This is a genomic window from Kocuria gwangalliensis (assembly GCF_039544365.1).
In the GTDB taxonomy this organism is placed as follows: Bacteria; Actinomycetota; Actinomycetes; order Actinomycetales; family Micrococcaceae; genus Kocuria; species Kocuria gwangalliensis.
The window spans coordinates 64,292-81,776 of sequence record NZ_BAABLN010000010.1; the positions used below are offsets into that span (position 1 = coordinate 64,292).

The window sequence follows — 17,485 nt, forward strand, 5'->3', positions numbered from 1 at the left end:
GTGTGTCAGGATGAAACCGTGAGCTCGGAAAATATTCAGCAGCAGATTCAGCTGTACGGCCAACCGCTGTCGGAGCGTTTCGGCCACGTGGTGGCGGCCTACAACATCACCCAGCGACGGCTGGCGGAGGTGTTGGGGCTGTCCGCGCCCATGCTCTCCCAGCTCAGCAGCGGTCGCCGGATCAAGATCGGTAACCCCGCCGTATATGAACGCCTGGTCATGCTGGAGGACAGTGTGGGGGCCCAGGACACCGAGGCCGTGTTGCGCCGAGTCGAGGCTGCCCAGCCGGTATTGTCCACCACGCAAATCCGCACGGGGATCAGCACCGAGACGGATGCCGTCACGGCATTGGCCACAGTGGTGCCCTCCGGCGAACTCGAACGCGCATTGATCATGTTGGGCGAGCACACCCCGGTGCTGTCCAAAGTGTTGAGCATGGCCGAGGACATGTCCCGCCGCAATCGCGACGCCCAGGGCTGATCCTTGCAACGAGGACGAACCGGTCGCTTGCACCCCTGGGTGGCGCGCGCACGCAGGGCCGTGAACCGTTCCCTGACCGAACTTCCAGCCACCTCTGACGATCCACCATTGGTGCTGGTCGCGTGCAGCGGAGGGCCCGATTCTTTGGCCCTGGCCGCGGCCGCCGCTCACCTGGCCCGCCGAGGCGCGGTGCGCGTGGGAGCCGCGGTGATCGACCACCAGATGCAACCGGGCTCGCACGAGGTCGCCGGGGCCACCGTGCGGATACTGGAAGACATGGGTCTGGAGCCCGTGATCTCGCGCCGCGTCACCGTGGACCGGGTCGGTTACGGACCCGAAATGGCCGCGCGCCTGGCGCGCTACGCCGCCCTCAACGACATCGCCACCCAGCTGCGCGCGGACGCCGTCCTCCTGGGCCACACCCGCGACGACCAGGCGGAAACCGTGCTGCTGGGCCTCGCGAGGGGATCAGGGACGCGCTCGTTGTCCGGGATGTCGCCGCGGCACGTGATCGAGGGTGTGCTGTACCTGCGCCCATTCCTGAACGTGACCCGCCAGGAAACGGAGACGATCTGCCGGGTTGAAGGGCTCGACCCCTGGTACGATCCCAGCAACTCGGACACCACCCTGATGCGTTCAAGGATCCGCCACCGCGTGCTGCCGTTCCTGGAGGAACACATGGGCCCGGGCGTCTCCAACGCCCTGGCACGGACGGCCTCGGTCCTCGAAGCGGACGCGGACTTCCTGGACGAACAGGCCACGGAGTTCTTCCGACGCGCACGAGTGGAACCGGCGGCGTCGTCGAGCGTTGAACTGGACTGCCTGGCGGTCCAGGAAGCCCCCGCGGCCATGCGACGTCGTATGCTCGCTCAGGCATGTGTCGCCACGGGCGGGGAAACCCCCACGTTCGAGCGGTTAAGTGCGCTCGAGGGATTCGCTATGGGCTACGGAGCTGCCGGTCCGCTGCAAATGGCGGGTAAGGTGACCGTGTGGCGACGTCGCGGGGACAAGCTCTGCGTCAAGGGGCGCCTGGAGTTCCAGAACACCGAATAACCCCTCCTACAATCGCCATCCCCGCACACGCAACACCTCAGGAGCACAACGTGAAGGCCGAGCACGTCGAGTCAGATCTGTCCCACGTCTTATTCACCAAAGAAGAAATCGCCCAGAAGATCCAGGAGCTGGCGGAGCAGATCGACCGCGACTACGAAGGCCGCGACGTCCTGCTGGTGGGTGTACTCAAGGGAGCGGTGATGGTCATGGCGGATCTCACCCGCGCGCTCAAGGGGCAGTACCCCATGGATTGGATGGCCGTGTCCTCCTACGGTTCCGGCACCAAGTCCTCCGGTGTGGTGCGCATCCTCAAGGACCTCGACACCGACCTGCACGGCAAGGACGTCCTCATTGTCGAGGACATCATCGACTCCGGTCTCACACTGTCCTGGCTGCGCACCAACCTCGAATCCCGCGGCCCCAAGTCCGTGGAAATCTGCGCATTGCTCCGCAAGCCGGACGCTGCCAAGACCGCCATCGACGTCAAATACGTGGGCTGGGACATCCCCAATGAATTCGTGGTGGGATACGGTCTGGACTTCGCGGAACACTACCGCAACCTCGAATGCATCGCTACGCTGGCCCCGCACGTCTACGAGTAAGAATCCAGGGAACCCCGGGGTCCCGCGTGTAGCGTGAGCGCGGCGCGTGCGCTCAGAGAAAACGTCGAGACCTCAATGGGGTCGGGTATCCCCGAAAGGGATACATTATGCGTGACGCGCCGCGCACCCGCACCGGTAGCCGGATCATTCGGACCCGGATACAACACCGTCAGTTTTGGGGCGCGACACTTCTTGTCACGTCCACGGGAGGATCATCGGCTTGGCCACGGCGAAAAAACCCACCAGTTTCTTTAAGGGACCGTTCTTCTGGATCTTGCTAGCCGTCTTGGTGCTGGTTCCCGTGGGAGCGAATCTCTTCGGCCCGTCCACCTCTCGCGTGGACACGAACGTGGGTATGTCGCTGCTGCGCGACCACAAGGTCCAAGAAGCGAAGATCTACGACGGTCAGCAGAAGGTCGAACTCCAGCTCAAGGAAGACCTCACCCTCAACGACCAAGAACTGGGCAAGGACATCGAGTTCTTCTACGTGGAACCGCGCGCCGAGGAGGTCGTGGCCACCATGAACAGCGCCGAGCTGGAGGGGTTCACCGACCAGCCGGTGGAGAACAACTGGCTTCTGTCCCTGATCAGGTTCATGCTGCCGTTCCTGATCATCCTGGCGATCTTCTGGTTCATCTTCTCCCGCATGCAGTCCGGCGGGCAGGCCATGAAGTTCGGCCGCTCCAAGGCCAAGATGTTCAACAAGGAGAACTCCGAGGTGATGTTCTCGGATGTGGCGGGCGCGGATGAGGCCGTCCAGGAACTCGACGAGATCAAACAGTTCCTGGTGGAACACGACCGGTTCACCGCGGTGGGCGCCAAGGTCCCCAAGGGCGTGCTGCTCTACGGCCCGCCAGGTACCGGTAAGACCCTGCTCGCCAAGGCCGTCGCCGGCGAGGCCGGCGTGCCGTTCTACTCCATCTCCGGCTCGGACTTCGTGGAGATGTTCGTGGGTGTGGGTGCCTCCCGTGTGCGCGACCTCTTCCAACAGGCCAAGGAGAACTCCCCGGCCATTGTGTTCGTGGACGAGATCGACGCCGTGGGCCGCCAACGCGGCGCCGGCATGGGCGGCGGTAATGACGAGCGTGAGCAGACCCTGAACCAGTTGCTGGTTGAGATGGACGGTTTCGACGCGAACACCAACGTGATCCTGATTGCCGCAACCAACCGCCCGGACGTCCTGGATCCGGCATTGCTCCGCCCGGGTCGGTTCGACCGTCAGATCGGCGTGGACGCCCCTGACATGAAGGGCCGCGAGCAGATCCTGCGCGTGCACTCCAAGAACAAGCCGCTCGCGCAGAACGTGGATCTGGCGTCGGTGGCCAAGCGCACCCCGGGCTTCACCGGCGCCGAGCTGGCCAACGTGATGAACGAGGCCGCCTTGCTGACCGCACGTTCTCACGCGCAGCTCATTGACGACCGCGCCGTGGACGAGGCCATCGACCGGGTGATCGCGGGCCCGCAGAAACGCTCGCGCATCATGAAGGAACTCGAACGCAAGGTCACCGCGTACCACGAGGGTGGTCACGCGCTGGTGGCCGCAGCACTGCGCAATACCGACCCGGTCACCAAGATCACCATCCTGCCGCGCGGGCGCGCGTTGGGTTACACCATGGTGATGCCCGCGGATGACAAGTACTCCACCACTCGCAATGAGCTGCTGGACCAGATGGCCTACGCCATGGGTGGCCGCGCGGCGGAGGAACTCGTGTTCCATGACCCCTCCACGGGCGCATCCAACGACATCCAGAAGGCGACGGACACCGCGCGGAAGATGGTCACTCAGTACGGCATGAGTGCGCGTATCGGTTCCGTGAAGATCGGCGGGGACAACTCCGACCCGTTCGTGGGTCGCGAGATGGGCTCAGCCGGCAAGGACTACTCGGACCGGACCCTGGCGGTCGTGGACGACGAGGTGCGAGGGCTGCTCGAACAGGCTCACACTGAGGCCCATGAGATTCTCCACGAGAACCGGGACGTCCTGGATCGGTTGGCTTTGGAACTGCTCGAAAAGGAAACGCTCAACGAAGCCCAGATCGGTGAGATCTTCCATGATGTGCGCAAGCGCGACCTGAGGCCCGTGTGGCATTCGGGTGACAACCGCCCGGTCTCCGAGATTCCGCCGGTGATCACCGCGGCCGAGCGCGAGGAAGCTCACCGTAAGCACACCCAGGACCCGGACACCATGGCTCCGCAGGACCAGGCGGTCGCCGCCAAGCCCGAGCACCCGCTCGAGGTCCCGGAGCACGGCGAGGCCCAGCTGCCCGGTACGGACGGACGGAGCGGCACCCAGGGCGGTCCCGCCGGCGGTGAACAGCAGGGCGATGACCGGAATCCCTGGTCCGGTGGATCTCAGGAGCAGCGCTGAATGAGCCCGGACAAGGACCAGGATCCGTCCGAACCGGTGGCCGGCTCGTACGCGGACTATCTGAATTCCGAACACGTGGACGAGCGGATCGATCAGCCGCGCATTGCAGCTGCGGTGCGAGAGATCCTGCTGGCCATCGGGGAGGATCCCAACCGTAGCGGCCTGAAGGACACACCCGCGCGGGTGGCCCGCGCGTACGCGGAAATGTTCACCGGGCTCCACCAGGACCCCTCGGAGCTGATGGCGACCACGTTCGATATCGGCCACGCGGAAATGGTCATGGTCAAGGACATCCCGTTCTACTCGACCTGCGAACACCACTTGGTGCCGTTCCACGGGGTGGCCCACGTGGGGTACATCCCCGGTCCCGAGGGGCAGGTCACCGGGCTGTCCAAGCTGGCGCGCCTGGTGGATTTGTTCGCCAAGCGGCCCCAGGTCCAGGAGCGATTGACCACGCAGGTGGTCGAGGCACTCGAGGACAACCTGCATCCCGCCGGAGCAATCGTCGTGATCGAATGTGAGCACCTGTGCATGTCCATGCGCGGGGTGCGTAAACCGGGGGCCAAGACCGTGACGTCCGCGGTGCGCGGTCAGTTACGGGACCCGGCCACTCGCGCGGAGGCCATGAACCTGATCCTGTCGGGTCAGAACCGATGAGCCCGAACCGTGCCAACGGCCCACTCGGTTGGGGGTCGTATGAGCGGTTGCCGCGGGACCGCACTCTGATCATGGGCATTCTCAACGTCACCCCGGATTCTTTCAGCGACGGCGGCACGCATGACACTGCGGACGCGGCCATCGCTCACGGGCTGGAACTCGCCGCCCAGGGCGCGGACATCGTGGACGTGGGTGGTGATTCCACCCGCCCGGGTTCCGTCCGCGTGAGCCTCGAGGAAGAGCAGCGGCGCATTCTGCGGGTGATCCGTGAGCTCTCGGACCGAGGCATCGTGGTCAGCGTGGACACGCTCAACGCGGAGACCGCCGCGGCCGCACTGGATGCGGGCGCGCACATCATCAACGATGTCTCGGGCGTGAACGTCCAGCAGACGATGATCGAACTCGTGGCGCGGCGACGGGCACCGTACATTCTGATGCATTCGCGCGGCACGTCCACGACCATGGACGCCCTCTCCACCTATGAGGACGTCGCCCACGACGTGATCGGCGAATTGTGCCGGCTGCGCGAGCGCCTGTATCGGGCCGGGGTGGAGCCGGAGAACCTGATTGTGGACCCGGGACTGGGTTTCGCCAAGGCAGGTGCCCAGGACTGGGATCTGTTGCGCGCCCTTCCCCGGTTACGCACCATGGGCAACAAGGTGCTCATCGCAGCCTCCCGCAAACGTTTCCTGGGTCACCTCCTGGGTGACGACCAGGGCCCGCGTCCCGCGGCCGAGCGAGACGGCGCCACGGCCGCCATCAGCGCGCTCTCCGCCTTCGGAGGCGCCTGGGCGGTGCGGGTTCACGACGTCGCCGCCACCGCGGACGCGGTGGCCACCGCCCACGCGTGGCTGGGTGTCACACCACCGATCCTTGATCCTCACGAGAGCGAAAACTGAGCACCGATGATTTCTTCCCCTGCGGAACTGAGCCACCACGACCGCATTACACTCACCGGCTTGGGAGCCGTGGGATATCACGGTGTCTTCGAGAAGGAACGCCGCACCGGTCAACCGTTCTTCGTTGACCTGGTCATGTACGTGGATTTGAAGGCCGCCGGTGAAACCGACGAGCTCACCGCCACCGTCCACTACGGGGAAGTGGCCGAATTGGTCCGGGAGATCGTGATCGGTCCCCGGTACCAGCTCATCGAGACCCTCGCGGAACGAATCGCCGCGGAGCTGCTCCAGCAGTTCGCCATGATTCGGGCGCTCGAGGTCACGGTGCACAAACCCAAGGCGCCCATTGAAGTCACGTTCGCGGACGTTGCCGTCACGATTTTTCGCACCCGGGAAACGGCGGTCCAGTAGTGGCAGCCCGGTGCGTGGTGGCTTTGGGAGCGAATCTGGGGGACCGCTTGGCCGTGTTGCGCTCGGCCGTTGCCGGTTTGGCCGGCACTCCCGGAATCACCGTGCTCGGCTGCTCGCCCGTGGTCAGTACCAAGTCCGTGGGCGGGCCTGAGGGATCACCGGACTACTACAACGCGGTGGTCGAACTCCAGGTGGAACTCGGTCCCGAACAGACGCTCCGGGCGTGTCAGAAGATCGAGGACGAACACGGTCGTGAACGGCTGGTTCGTTGGGGGCCTCGCACCCTTGACCTGGACATCATTTGCTTCGAGGGAGTCGAACGGCAGGATCCGCAGCTCACCTTGCCCCACCCGCGGGCACATGAGCGCGCTTTCGTCCTGGTCCCGTGGGCCCGCCTGGATCCGGATGCTCGACTGGGCGGAGAATGGGTGCGGGAACTGGCCCGCAGGGCCCCCGACGTGGCGGGGCTGACCACCACGAATTTCACGGTGTGCGAGGATACGGAACGGAGTTGATTCGACCATGCGCTACTTGACCGTTCTGTCCCTCGTGGTCGTTGCCCTCGTCGCCGCGGTGGTGGGGTGGAGCATCAATCAGGCGCTCACGGGGCAGAGCCAGTCGATGCTGATCCTCCCGTGGGGGAGTTTGCTGGCGGAGGCGGCGGCGGCCGCCGTGTTGGTCTATCTTGGTCTGCGACTGCGCGCGTACCGGGATCCCGAGGGCGAGCGTCGGCGGCGTCGTCGAGCTCCCGCCGACCGTAAGCCGTACGACCCCGTGTGGGGCGTGGGCACCGCTGCGGCGGCCCAGGCGGTGGCCTATTACGGGGCCCTGACGGCCGGTTGGCACGCGGGGATCGGCGTGGACCAGGTGATGTTGTTGGGAGCGCGCACGACCCAGGAATCTCTGTGGTTGTGCGTGGCGCAAGTAGTGGCCGGGGCGCTGCTGATGGTGGTCGGTTGGGTCGTCGAGAATTGGTGCAAGCTGCCTCCCGATGATCCCGACGCGGAGAAGGACACCCCGTACGGTGGGCGGCAAGATCCTTACACCGCCGGAGAGGGAGGCTATGCCCGACATCAATGACCTGGGCCCGCGGGGACTCGCGTGGAAACGCGTTTCACCCGACTACATCAAGGTGAGGCTCATTTCTGCGGCCATCAGCACCCTGATCTGGGTGCTGATCACCGGCGTCCCAATGATTCTGGCCCTGCTGTCGATCTGGGGCAGCCCGTCCGATCTTTGGCGGTGGTACCCGCCCGCCATTGTGTTGGTCTGGGGAATCATTGACCTGTGCCTGATTCCGCGCCGGGTCCGCGCCATTGGTTACGCGGAGCAGAACACCGAACTGTGGCTGCGCAAGGGCATCATTTTCCGCAGCGTCACGGTGGTCCCCTACGGGCGCATGCAGTACGTGGACATCAAGACCGGGCCGCTGCTCAACGCCTTCGGGCTGGCGGACCTGACCCTTCACACGGCAGCCGCCAGTACGGACGCCAATCTGCCCGGTCTACCCCGCGCGGAGGCCGACCGGTTGCGCGAGGAGCTCACGCGCCGGGGAGAAGAGCTCATGGTGGGGCTGTGATGGGCGCCGCCAGGACGAACGACCCGGCCGGAACCAATGCGGTGCGGCCGTCTCCCGAGGGGCAATGGCTGCGTGTCCACCCGCTCACGCCGTACGTGCGCAGCTGGCTGCTGATCGTGGCCCTGGTGTGGGGCGTGGGAAATATTTTCCTGGACGACGTACTGGCCGCGGTGGTCTACGGCGACCCGTTGGACGTGGACTTCGCCGGAACGATTCAGCTGGTGGGGATCGGTCTGGTGGCCGCGGTGCTGTGCGGGGTAGTGGGCCTGGTCATCGGCCTGGGTGTTCTCTCGTGGTGGTTCACCCGCTACCAGATCACCTCGGAACACGTGCGGTTCCGCAACGGGGCGATCTTCCGCACCCAGCGACAAGCACGGCTGGATCGGGTGCAGGGCATCGATATCGAACGCAAGCTGCTTCCGCGCATCTTCGGCCTGGCCTCCCTGAAATTCGACGTGGCGGACGGCGGTAGCAGCGCCCTGGAACTGTCGTACCTGCGCCGCGATAAAGCACGGGAACTGCGTCATCAATTGCTCAGTGCCGTTCGTGAGGCCTCCCGGTCCGCTCCGGCGACTCAGGTGGGCTCCCGGGACGGCCACGGGTACGACGCCGCCCGCCCGGCGTTCGGTGGTCCCGCGCCGCAGGTCGATGCGCCCGCCCCGGCGCCGTGGGACCACTCGCCGCAGGCCCGGCAGTACCGCGCGCAATGCGCAGACCCGCACGACAACCGGGGGGTGAGCGCCGCGGAGGAACGTTCCCGCGAGGTGCGCGCCGCCGCGCGGCTGGGTCTGCTCTCGGACCAGGATGACCAGGATCAGCAGCGCCGCGTGTTCACCGTGCCCACGAGCCGCGTGTTATTGAGCCTGTTGCTCTCATGGAGCACCGTCTCGGCGGTGTTCTTCGCCGTGGTTGCCGTGGTGGTGTGGCAGTGGAACCCGGAGGCTCTGCGCGTCTTGATCCCCAGTTACCTGCCCGTGGTGGTCATGATTGTTTCGGGGCTCTACAACAGGCTGGAAAGCAGTTGGGGATTCACGCTCAGCCAGGTGCAGGTGGGTGTGCGAGTCCGCTCCGGTCTGCTCAACGAACGCTCCTCGACCATTCCGGTCGGTCGGGTGCAGGCGCTGCAGGTGTGCAAACCCGTGCTCTGGCGGGTCTTCGACGGCCACAGGGTCAAGGTGATCACCGCGGGCAAAGGCGGCCTGGATGACCTGGAGGGACTGCATTCGCTCGTGCTGCCCGTGGGCACCCCGGAGAACGTGGCGGACATCCTCGAGCTGGTACTGCCCCTTGCCGAGCCGCCCACGGAACTCGTGCGTGACGGGCTCAACGGGATCGACGGGGGCGCGAACTACATTACAAGCCCTCGACGGGCTCGGTGGCTGGACCCTCTGACCTGGCGGCGCACGGGATTTGCCATGGATGACGCGGTGTTGTCATTGCGGTGGGGGCGTCTCAACCGCAACGTGAGCGTGATTCCGCATCACAAGACCCAGTCACTCGGGCTGCAACAGGGCCCCATCGAGCGCCGCATGCGCATCGCCAGCATCCACGCCCATATGATTGCCGGGCCGGTGACCACCGTGGTGCATCACCTGGATGCACAACAGGCTCGGGACCTGATGGTTCGCCAGACGGATGCGGCACGCGCCGCCAGGGAACGCACCAATCAAGACAACGCACAGCGCTCACGCGAGGAGATCCAGTGAACGAGCCACAACAGCGCCCGGGACGATTGGGCGTGGGCATCATCAGCGCCGGAAAGGTCGGTTCCGTCCTGGGTGCGGCATTGCGCGCGGCGGGGCACGCCGTGGTGGGCGTGCATGCCCACTCCGAAACGAGCAGGGAACGGGCGGATGCCCTGCTCCCCGATGTTCCGGTGCTCGACGTGACCACCATCGTGGAACGCAGCGAGCTGGTGCTGCTGGCCGTGCCCGATGACCAACTGCCGGGCCTGGTGGACGGGCTCGGCAAGCTCGGCGCCTGGCAACAGGGACAACTGGTGGTGCACACCGCGGGTCGCTTCGGAACCGACGTTCTCGAACCGGTGCGCGCGGCCGGTGGCATCGGCCTGGCCATCCACCCGTCCATGACGTTCACCGGTCTCAGTCTGGACCTGCAGCGGCTCACGGACTGCAGCTTCGGGGTGACCGCGGCGGCACCCGTCCTACCCATTGCCCAGGCGCTCGTGGTGGAAATGGGTGCCGAACCCGTGGCGATTGCCGAGGCCGACCGGCCGCTCTACCACGCGGCTCTCGCTCACGGGTCCAACCACGTGATGACCCTCATGGGCCAATCCATGCAGCTACTGCATGAGATCGGTGTCGAAGAACCGGATCGGATGCTCGGCCCGCTGGTGCGAGCCACGGTCGACAACGCCCTGGCCTCCGGGGAGAACGCCCTGACCGGGCCGGTGGCCCGCGGAGACGTCACCACGGTGGCCGCCCACGTGGCCGCCCTGGCGGAACTTGCGGGACCGGACCGGGCGGCGTCGTCGGCGGGCCACGACCTGCTCGAAGGCTACCGGGCGCTGGGAAGGCTCACGGCGCAGCGGGCCGCGGCCTCCGAGCGGATCGACGACACAACGTACCGCGCGGTGCTGGCCGCGCTCGATGGGAAGGACTTTCAGTGACTCGACCCGTGGTGTGCACCACCGTGGCGGAGCTGCGGGACGCGCTCGAGACGCGTGTGTCCCAGGGCGTGACCAGCGTGGGGCTGTTCCCCACCATGGGGGCGTTGCATGACGGGCACCTGCGCATTGCGCGGACGGCCCGGGACGAAAATGACCTGGTGGTGGTGTCGGTGTTCGTGAACCCACTGCAGTTCGGCCCCGACGAGGACTTCGACAGCTACCCGCGGCACCTGGAACGGGACGTCTCCGCGCTCGCCGACTGCGGTGTGGACGTGGTCTTTGCCCCGAGCACCGAGCAAATGTACCCGGGCGGCGTGCCGGTGATCTCGGTGACCTCCGGGCGAGCGGGGTCGGTCCTTGAGGGAACCACCCGCCCCGGGCACTTCGACGGCGCCCTGACCGTGGTCAACAAACTCTTCATGATCGTCCAACCCGGCCCGGGCATCGCCTTCCGCGCGTACTTCGGGGAAAAGGACGCCCAGCAATTACTGCTCATCCAAAGAATGGTCCGTGATTTCAATCACCGCGTGCACATCCGCCCGGTGCCCATCGTTCGTTCCGGCGAGGGCCTCGCGCTGTCCTCCCGCAACCAGTACCTCACCGCCGACGACGCCGCCCACGCCTTGGTTCTCAACCGCACCTTGCGCGCCCTGGCGGCGGGTGAACTCACTCTGGAGCAGGCCCGGAACACCATCGACGGGGAACCAGGGGTGACACTCGATTACCTGGTGACCGTGGACCCCGATACGCTCGCGGAGACCCCCCCACGGGCGGGTGCCCTGGCGTTGGCCGCGGCATGGGTGGGTCCCACCCGCCTCATCGATAATATGAAGATTTGATCTGACCGCTATCCTGGAGAATTGTGACCGAGCAGCGAGATAACACCCCAGCAGCAGATTCCACGCCGGAGCTTTCCGAGCACGAACTCAACGACCAGATGTTGTTCCGTGCCGCCAAGCGCCAGGCCATCGAGGAATCGGGTGTTTCCGCCTACCCGGTGAGTGTTGACCGCACCCACACCCTGGCCCAGGTGCGCCAAAGCCACGAGCATTTGGAGGCCGGCGAGGAAACTAACGACGTCGTGACCGTTGCCGGACGCGTGATGCACGTGCGCAACACCGGCAAACTGTGCTTCGCCACCCTTCATGAGGGTGACGGCACGCGGCTGCAGGTCATGATCTCCAAGGCGAACGTGGGCGAGGAAGCCCTGGCCGCGTGGAAAGCCCAGGTGGACCGCGGCGATTTCGTGGCGGTCACCGGCCGCGTGATCAGTTCCAGGCGCGGTGAACTGTCCGTCATGGCCGATTCCTGGCGCATGGCCTCCAAGGCACTGCGCCCGCTGCCCACCTTGCACAAGGAACTCAGCGAGGAAACCCGGGTGCGCCAGCGCTACCTGGACCTGATCGTGCGCCCCCGGGCCCGCGAAGTGGTGTTGACCCGGTCATTGATCACCCGCACCGTGCGCCGTGTGCTGGAGGACCGCGGGTACATCGAGATCGAAACTCCCATCTTGCAACTCATCCACGGTGGCGCGGCGGCGCGACCTTTCGAAACGCACCTCAATGCGTTCGATCAGGACATGACACTGCGTATCGCCACCGAGCTGTACTTGAAACGTGCCGTGGTGGGCGGTATTGAAAAGGTGTTCGAACTCGGGCGGGTATTCCGTAACGAGGGCGTGGATTCAACACACAGCCCAGAGTTCACCACGCTGGAAGCCTATGAGGCCTATGCCGATCAATTCGTCATGGCCGAGCGGATCAAAGAAGTTATTCAGGCGTGCGCCTCCGCACTCGGGGTGGAAGGCATTGACACTGACCAGGGGCGCATCGAGCTCTTCGGCGAATGGAAATGGGTTTCCGTCTACCCGGCATTGTCTGAGGCCGTGGGTCAGGAAATCTCTCCGGACACCCCCGCCGAGACCCTGCGGAAGATTGCCCAGCAACGCGAAATCTCCGTGGATCCCGCGTGGGATGCCGAAAAGCTCGCGGTGGAGCTGTTCGGGGAAATCGTGGAGCCCACCTTGATTCAGCCCACATTTGTTTACGATTACCCGCCCTCCGCGCAGCCGCTCGCGCGCCAGCACCGCGAAAAGCCGGGTCTCATTGAAGCATGGGATTTGATTATCGGCGGTATGGAGCGCGGTACTGCGTTCTCCGAACTGATCGATCCGGTGATTCAACGTCAGCGCCTCACCGAACAGTCCTCGAAATCCGCCGCCGGTGACGTTGAAGCCATGCAGTTGGACGAGGACTTCCTGCGGGCCCTGGAGTACGGCGCACCGCCCATGGGCGGCCTGGGGCTGGGCCTGGACCGCCTGATCATGCTTTTCACAGACCTGGGCATCAGAGAGACCATTCTGTTCCCGCTCATGAAGCCCGAGTGAGTGAATACCATCAGGTCAATATCAGTTCTCGTTCAGGGCAGTAGAGGATACTAAGCGTCATGGAGTACTTGTCCGTTTTTGTGCCTTCTCTCGGGGTGGGCCTTATTTTCTACCTGGTCATGCGGTGGCTTTTTCGCGGTGACCGGGCAGAACGTTCTGCTCAGGCCAATGTCGAGAAGGACGCCGAGCGCTGGTATGAAGAAGTGCGTGAACGCGAAGGAGACAATGTCCCCTTTGGATACCAAGAAGTAAGCTCTAAGAGAAAGCGCGGATTAGGGCTGAAGAACTCCATTCCCATCCGCGATACTTCTGAGGACAAATAACGCGGCGCATTATCCCATCGTGACATTATCGACTCATCGTGTCATGATAGGAGCCCGTGAAACACGCGTGTCCTTGTCTGCTTAGTGTGCGGAGTCCGAGTATCGCAAAGACCACCGCAAACAATAGGGGTTAAGCGGGGGACAGGTACACGCATCGTGGCGCATTGAGTGACTTCCGGACCAGAGATCACACACCACAGGCAATAGCCCACTAATTTTGACGCCACCCTTTTTCGGGGTGGTGAGGAGGAACCGACATGGCACAGACAGTCAAGATCATTCTTGAAGATGACATCGACGGCGGTTCCGCAGATGAGACCATTCGTTTCGGTCTCGACGGCGGACAGTACGAGATTGATTTGAACTCCGCTAACGCCACCAAGCTGCGTGAAGCGCTGCGACCCTACGTGTCCAAGGCACGCCGCGCGTCGGCCAAGACCAATCGCGGGGCCACCACTCGTCCCACGCGTTCGGGTAATCCCGAGACCCCCAAGATCCGTGCCTGGGCCAAGGAACAAGGCCTGCAGGTGTCCGATCGCGGCCGTATCCACCAGGACATTCAGGACAAGTACTACGACGCTCACAAGTAAGTAGCCACGTCCGATCCGCTGAGGAAAGAACAGAGCTTCAGCGTGAATCGGATTTCTCCGCCGGGAACGATGTTTCCCGGCGGGCAGCCATCCGGCCGGACTGCACCTCGGGGTGCGCTCCGGCCGTTGCTGTTGCCCGGCGCAACCGGGTTTAGCTCTGGGCGGTACATCGTGCGCCAGTGGCGAACAGTGCCCAGAAATGCCGTTCGGGTGCCTAGCATCGTTGGCAGACATCAATAGAGGAGTATCCATGTTCGAACGCTTCACCGACCGCGCCCGCCGGGTGGTCGTGCTGGCCCAGGAAGAGGCCAGGATGCTCAACCACAACTACATCGGTACCGAGCACCTGCTGCTCGGTTTGATTCACGAGGGCGAAGGCGTAGCAGCCAAAGCTCTCGACTCGATGGGCATCACCCTGAGCTCGGCGCGCGAACAAGTACAAGACATCATTGGACCGGGCCAGCAGGCTCCGTCCGGCCATATTCCCTTCACGCCCCGTGCCAAGAAGGTGTTGGAGCACTCGCTGCGGGAGGCATTGCAGCTGGGTCACAACTACATCGGCACCGAACACATCCTGCTGGGCATCATTCGGGCCGGCGAGGGTGTGGCGTCCCAGGTCCTGATCAAGCTGGGCGCCGATCCGGCCAAGGTGCGGGCAACCGTGCTCGAGCTGATTTCGGGTTATCAGTCCGGTAATGCCGGTGGCGAGAAAGAAGCCGCCGGGGTCGGGAACGGCGGCCGTGCCGAGGGCACCCCCGCGGGTTCCGCGGTGCTGGACCAGTTCGGTCGCAACCTCACCGCCGCCGCGCGCGAGTCCAAGCTTGACCCGGTGATCGGCCGGTACAAGGAAATGGAACGCGTGATGCAGGTGCTCTCACGTCGTACCAAGAACAACCCCGTGCTGATCGGTGAACCCGGTGTCGGTAAAACGGCCGTGGTCGAGGGTCTGGCACAGGCGATCGTGCGCGGAGACGTTCCCGAGACGCTCAAGGACAAGCACCTGTACACCCTGGACCTCGGTTCATTGGTCGCGGGTTCGCGCTACCGCGGTGACTTCGAAGAACGCCTGAAGAAGGTGCTCAAGGAGATCCGTACCCGCGGTGACATCATCTTGTTCATCGACGAGATCCACACCCTGGTGGGTGCCGGTGCCGCCGAGGGCGCCATTGATGCTGCGTCCATCCTCAAGCCCATGCTGGCTCGCGGTGAGCTCCAGACCATTGGTGCCACCACGCTGGACGAGTACCGCAAGCACATCGAGAAGGACGCCGCCCTCGAGCGTCGTTTCCAGCCCATCCAGGTGGATGAGCCCTCCGAGGCGCACGCCGTGGAGATCCTCAAGGGCCTGCGCGACAAGTACGAGGCCCACCACCGCGTGTCCATCACGGACGAGGCGCTGGACGCCGCCGTGCACATGTCCGCCCGCTACGTCTCGGACCGGTTCCTTCCGGACAAGGCCATCGACCTGATCGACGAGGCCGGTGCCCGCCTGCGCATCAAGCGTATGACGGCGCCGCCGGAGATCAAGGCCTTGGACGAGAAGATCGCGGACACCAAGCGTGCCAAGGAAGCCGCCATCGACGGTCAGGAGTACGAGAAGGCCGCCTCGCTGCGTGATGACGAGCAGAAGCTCATCACCGAACGCGAGGAGAAGGACAAAGCCTGGCGCGACGGCGACGACCAGATCTCCGAGGTCACCCCCGAGGTCATCTCGGACGTCCTGTCCGCGTCCACCGGTGTTCCCGTGTACAAGCTCTCGGAAGAAGAGTCCGGCCGCTTGCTGAACATGGAGGACGAGCTGCACAAGCGCGTCATCGGTCAGAACGAGGCCATCAAGGCGCTGTCCCGGTCGATCCGCCGTACTCGTGCGGGTCTGAAGGACCCGCGCCGCCCCGGTGGTTCGTTCATCTTCGCCGGCCCGACCGGTGTCGGTAAGACCGAGCTGGCCAAGGCGCTCGCGGAGTTCTTGTTCGGTGACGAGGACGCCCTGATCACCCTGGACATGTCCGAGTACCAGGAGAAGCACACGGTCTCGCGCCTGTTCGGTGCCCCTCCGGGCTACGTCGGTTACGAAGAGGGCGGCCAGCTCACCGAGAAGGTGCGCCGCAAGCCGTTCTCCGTGGTGCTCTTCGACGAGGTCGAGAAGGCCCATCAGGACCTGTTCAACTCGCTGCTGCAGATCCTTGAGGACGGTCGCTTGACCGACTCGCAGGGTCGCATGGTGGATTTCAAGAACACGGTGATCATCATGACCACCAACCTGGGTACCAAGGACATTTCCCGTACCGTTCCCGTGGGCTTCCAGGCCAGCGGTGACACCGCCACGTCCTACGAGCGCATGCAGGCCAAGGTGCAGGAGGAGCTCAAGGACCACTTCCGCCCCGAGTTCCTCAACCGCGTGGATGAGACCATCGTGTTCCCGCAGCTGAGCCAGGCCGAAATCCTCAAGATCGTGGACCTGTTCGTCGCCCGGTTGCAGCAGCGACTGCGCGAGCAGGACATGTCCATTGCTCTCACGGACGCCGCCAAGGTGCTCATGTCCGAGAAGGGCTACGATCCGGCCATGGGTGCCCGCCCGCTGCGCCGTGCGGTCCAGCGCGAGATCGAGGATCAACTGTCCGAGAAGATCTTGTTCGGGGAGATCTCCTCCGGCGAGAAGATCACGGTGGACGTCCAGGGCGAGGGCGACGAGCGAGAGTTCACGTTCGAGTCCATCCCCATGGCGGAGCTGTCGGACGAGGAGCTCGAAAAGATTCAGAGCACCCCGTCATTGCTCGACAACGACGACAGCCAGTCCGGCAAGGACGTCCCGCGCTCACCCAACACGGGTGGCCTGGGGGACGGCCCCGCCCAGGCCCAGGCCTAGGGCGAGCGGACCCGAGAACGCCGCGAGCGGCGTCGTCATCCTGACCGGGGTGACGACGCCGCTCGCGGCGTTTAACCCGCGCCCCACGGTCCCGGCGGCGTACAGTCTTGGCATGGAAAAGATCAGTATTCGCCCCGCCAGGACCACGGACGTCCAGGGAATCAAAGCCCTCGTGGCGCCCCTGGTGCAGGAGAACATTCTGATCACCAAGGACACCGTGACCTATTACGAGAACATCCAGGAGTTCGTGGTCGCTCAGGACGAGAGCGGCGATCTGGTGGGCTGCGGTGCCCTGCACGTGATGTGGGAGGACCTCGCCGAGGTACGAACGCTGGCCACCTCCGCCAAGGCGCGTGGGCGGGGTGTGGGTCGGCGCATGCTCGAGGTCCTGATCCAACGTGCCGAAGGGCTCGGGGTGAGCCGGGTGTTCTGTCTGACGTTCGAGGTCGAGTTCTTCTCCGCCCACGGCTTCGAGGTGATGGAGAACCAGGAAAGTATTGGTCCCGATGTCTTTGCCGAGCTCTTGCGTTCGCACGACGAGGGCGTGGCGGAGTTCCTGGACCTGGCGCGCGTGAAGCCCAACACCCTGGGCAACACGCGTATGATCCGACAGTTACACGTGGCCGGTTGAGCGCCGTTTAT

The 17,485-nt window shown here is 64.6% G+C and carries 18 protein-coding genes; all 18 read left to right on the forward strand.

What is annotated here, in order from left to right:
• The first annotated feature begins 18 nt into the window (after positions 1-18).
• The 18 genes from ABEA06_RS05320 to ABEA06_RS05405 all read left to right on the forward strand — a co-directional run bounded on the left by ABEA06_RS05320 (position 19) and on the right by ABEA06_RS05405 (position 17,474).
• On the forward strand, positions 19-480 hold the full coding sequence (locus ABEA06_RS05320; RefSeq protein WP_396415721.1) for a DNA-binding protein: 462 nt from the start codon (positions 19-21) through the stop codon (positions 478-480).
• A gap of 60 nt (positions 481-540) precedes the next feature.
• On the forward strand, positions 541-1,533 hold the full coding sequence (gene tilS, locus ABEA06_RS05325) for a tRNA lysidine(34) synthetase TilS (protein ID WP_345310828.1): 993 nt from the start codon (positions 541-543) through the stop codon (positions 1,531-1,533).
• 50 nt (positions 1,534-1,583) lie between these two features.
• A complete protein-coding gene (gene hpt / locus ABEA06_RS05330) occupies positions 1,584-2,135 on the forward strand; it encodes a hypoxanthine phosphoribosyltransferase (protein ID WP_303382623.1) in 552 nt (183 codons plus the stop codon).
• 220 nt (positions 2,136-2,355) lie between these two features.
• Entirely contained in the window at positions 2,356-4,503 is a 2,148-nt protein-coding gene (ftsH, locus tag ABEA06_RS05335) for an ATP-dependent zinc metalloprotease FtsH (protein WP_345310829.1), read from the forward strand.
• Complete coding sequence (gene folE, locus ABEA06_RS05340; protein WP_303382621.1) at positions 4,504-5,160, forward strand: GTP cyclohydrolase I FolE; 657 nt, start codon at positions 4,504-4,506, stop codon at positions 5,158-5,160.
• Positions 5,157-6,059 (forward strand): dihydropteroate synthase, encoded by a 903-nt coding sequence (gene folP / locus ABEA06_RS05345; protein WP_345310830.1) that lies wholly within the window; start codon positions 5,157-5,159, stop codon positions 6,057-6,059. Before folE ends, folP begins: the two co-directional genes overlap by 4 nt.
• Before the next feature lie 6 nt (positions 6,060-6,065).
• Positions 6,066-6,470, forward strand: coding sequence for a dihydroneopterin aldolase (gene folB, locus ABEA06_RS05350; protein WP_303382619.1), 405 nt, complete (start codon positions 6,066-6,068; stop codon positions 6,468-6,470).
• 17 nt (positions 6,471-6,487) lie between these two features.
• Positions 6,488-6,985: a 2-amino-4-hydroxy-6-hydroxymethyldihydropteridine diphosphokinase gene (gene folK, locus ABEA06_RS05355; RefSeq protein ID WP_303382618.1), complete on the forward strand. Its 498-nt coding sequence runs from the start codon at positions 6,488-6,490 to the stop codon at positions 6,983-6,985.
• 7 nt (positions 6,986-6,992) lie between these two features.
• Complete coding sequence (locus ABEA06_RS05360; protein WP_345310831.1) at positions 6,993-7,550, forward strand: DUF3180 domain-containing protein; 558 nt, start codon at positions 6,993-6,995, stop codon at positions 7,548-7,550.
• Positions 7,534-8,049 (forward strand): PH domain-containing protein, encoded by a 516-nt coding sequence (locus tag ABEA06_RS05365; protein ID WP_303382616.1) that lies wholly within the window; start codon positions 7,534-7,536, stop codon positions 8,047-8,049. Before ABEA06_RS05360 ends, ABEA06_RS05365 begins: the two co-directional genes overlap by 17 nt.
• Positions 8,049-9,755 carry a PH domain-containing protein gene (locus tag ABEA06_RS05370; RefSeq protein WP_345310832.1) on the forward strand — a complete coding sequence of 569 codons (1,707 nt, stop codon included), beginning with the start codon at positions 8,049-8,051 and terminating at the stop codon, positions 9,753-9,755. The genes ABEA06_RS05365 and ABEA06_RS05370 overlap by 1 nt, the downstream gene beginning before the upstream one ends.
• The gene (locus ABEA06_RS05375; RefSeq protein ID WP_345310833.1) at positions 9,752-10,678 is read left to right on the forward strand and encodes a Rossmann-like and DUF2520 domain-containing protein; all 927 of its coding nucleotides are present in this window, start codon (positions 9,752-9,754) and stop codon (positions 10,676-10,678) included. Before ABEA06_RS05370 ends, ABEA06_RS05375 begins: the two co-directional genes overlap by 4 nt.
• Positions 10,675-11,517: a pantoate--beta-alanine ligase gene (gene panC / locus ABEA06_RS05380; RefSeq protein WP_345310834.1), complete on the forward strand. Its 843-nt coding sequence runs from the start codon at positions 10,675-10,677 to the stop codon at positions 11,515-11,517. Before ABEA06_RS05375 ends, panC begins: the two co-directional genes overlap by 4 nt.
• 23 nt (positions 11,518-11,540) lie before the next feature.
• Entirely contained in the window at positions 11,541-13,064 is a 1,524-nt protein-coding gene (gene lysS, locus ABEA06_RS05385) for a lysine--tRNA ligase (protein WP_345310835.1), read from the forward strand.
• A 59-nt stretch (positions 13,065-13,123) separates the two neighbouring features.
• Positions 13,124-13,387 (forward strand): hypothetical protein, encoded by a 264-nt coding sequence (locus ABEA06_RS05390; RefSeq protein WP_303383612.1) that lies wholly within the window; start codon positions 13,124-13,126, stop codon positions 13,385-13,387.
• Positions 13,388-13,644: 257 nt separating this feature from the next.
• Positions 13,645-13,977, forward strand: a complete 333-nt coding sequence (locus ABEA06_RS05395) for a histone-like nucleoid-structuring protein Lsr2 (RefSeq protein ID WP_303383613.1) — start codon at positions 13,645-13,647, stop codon at positions 13,975-13,977.
• Positions 13,978-14,227: 250 nt separating this feature from the next.
• Positions 14,228-16,843: an ATP-dependent Clp protease ATP-binding subunit gene (locus tag ABEA06_RS05400; RefSeq protein ID WP_312395373.1), complete on the forward strand. Its 2,616-nt coding sequence runs from the start codon at positions 14,228-14,230 to the stop codon at positions 16,841-16,843.
• A 112-nt stretch (positions 16,844-16,955) separates the two neighbouring features.
• Positions 16,956-17,474 carry an amino-acid N-acetyltransferase gene (locus tag ABEA06_RS05405; protein WP_345310836.1) on the forward strand — a complete coding sequence of 173 codons (519 nt, stop codon included), beginning with the start codon at positions 16,956-16,958 and terminating at the stop codon, positions 17,472-17,474.
• The last annotated feature ends 11 nt before the right edge of the window (positions 17,475-17,485 follow it).

Excerpts from the sequence above, each read along its gene's own strand:
- folE (WP_303382621.1), top strand. The coding sequence starts at position 4,504 with ATGAGCCCGGACAAGGACCAGGATCCGTCCGAACCGGTGGCCGGCTCG.
- ABEA06_RS05360 (WP_345310831.1), top strand. The coding sequence starts at position 6,993 with ATGCGCTACTTGACCGTTCTGTCCCTCGTGGTCGTTGCCCTCGTCGCC.
- folP (WP_345310830.1), top strand. The coding sequence starts at position 5,157 with ATGAGCCCGAACCGTGCCAACGGCCCACTCGGTTGGGGGTCGTATGAG.
- ABEA06_RS05405 (WP_345310836.1), top strand. The coding sequence starts at position 16,956 with ATGGAAAAGATCAGTATTCGCCCCGCCAGGACCACGGACGTCCAGGGA.
- folB (WP_303382619.1), top strand. The coding sequence starts at position 6,066 with ATGATTTCTTCCCCTGCGGAACTGAGCCACCACGACCGCATTACACTC.
- ABEA06_RS05370 (WP_345310832.1), top strand. The coding sequence starts at position 8,049 with ATGGGCGCCGCCAGGACGAACGACCCGGCCGGAACCAATGCGGTGCGG.
- ABEA06_RS05390 (WP_303383612.1), top strand. The coding sequence starts at position 13,124 with ATGGAGTACTTGTCCGTTTTTGTGCCTTCTCTCGGGGTGGGCCTTATT.
- ABEA06_RS05365 (WP_303382616.1), top strand. The coding sequence starts at position 7,534 with ATGCCCGACATCAATGACCTGGGCCCGCGGGGACTCGCGTGGAAACGC.
- ABEA06_RS05400 (WP_312395373.1), top strand. The coding sequence starts at position 14,228 with ATGTTCGAACGCTTCACCGACCGCGCCCGCCGGGTGGTCGTGCTGGCC.
- ABEA06_RS05395 (WP_303383613.1), top strand. The coding sequence starts at position 13,645 with ATGGCACAGACAGTCAAGATCATTCTTGAAGATGACATCGACGGCGGT.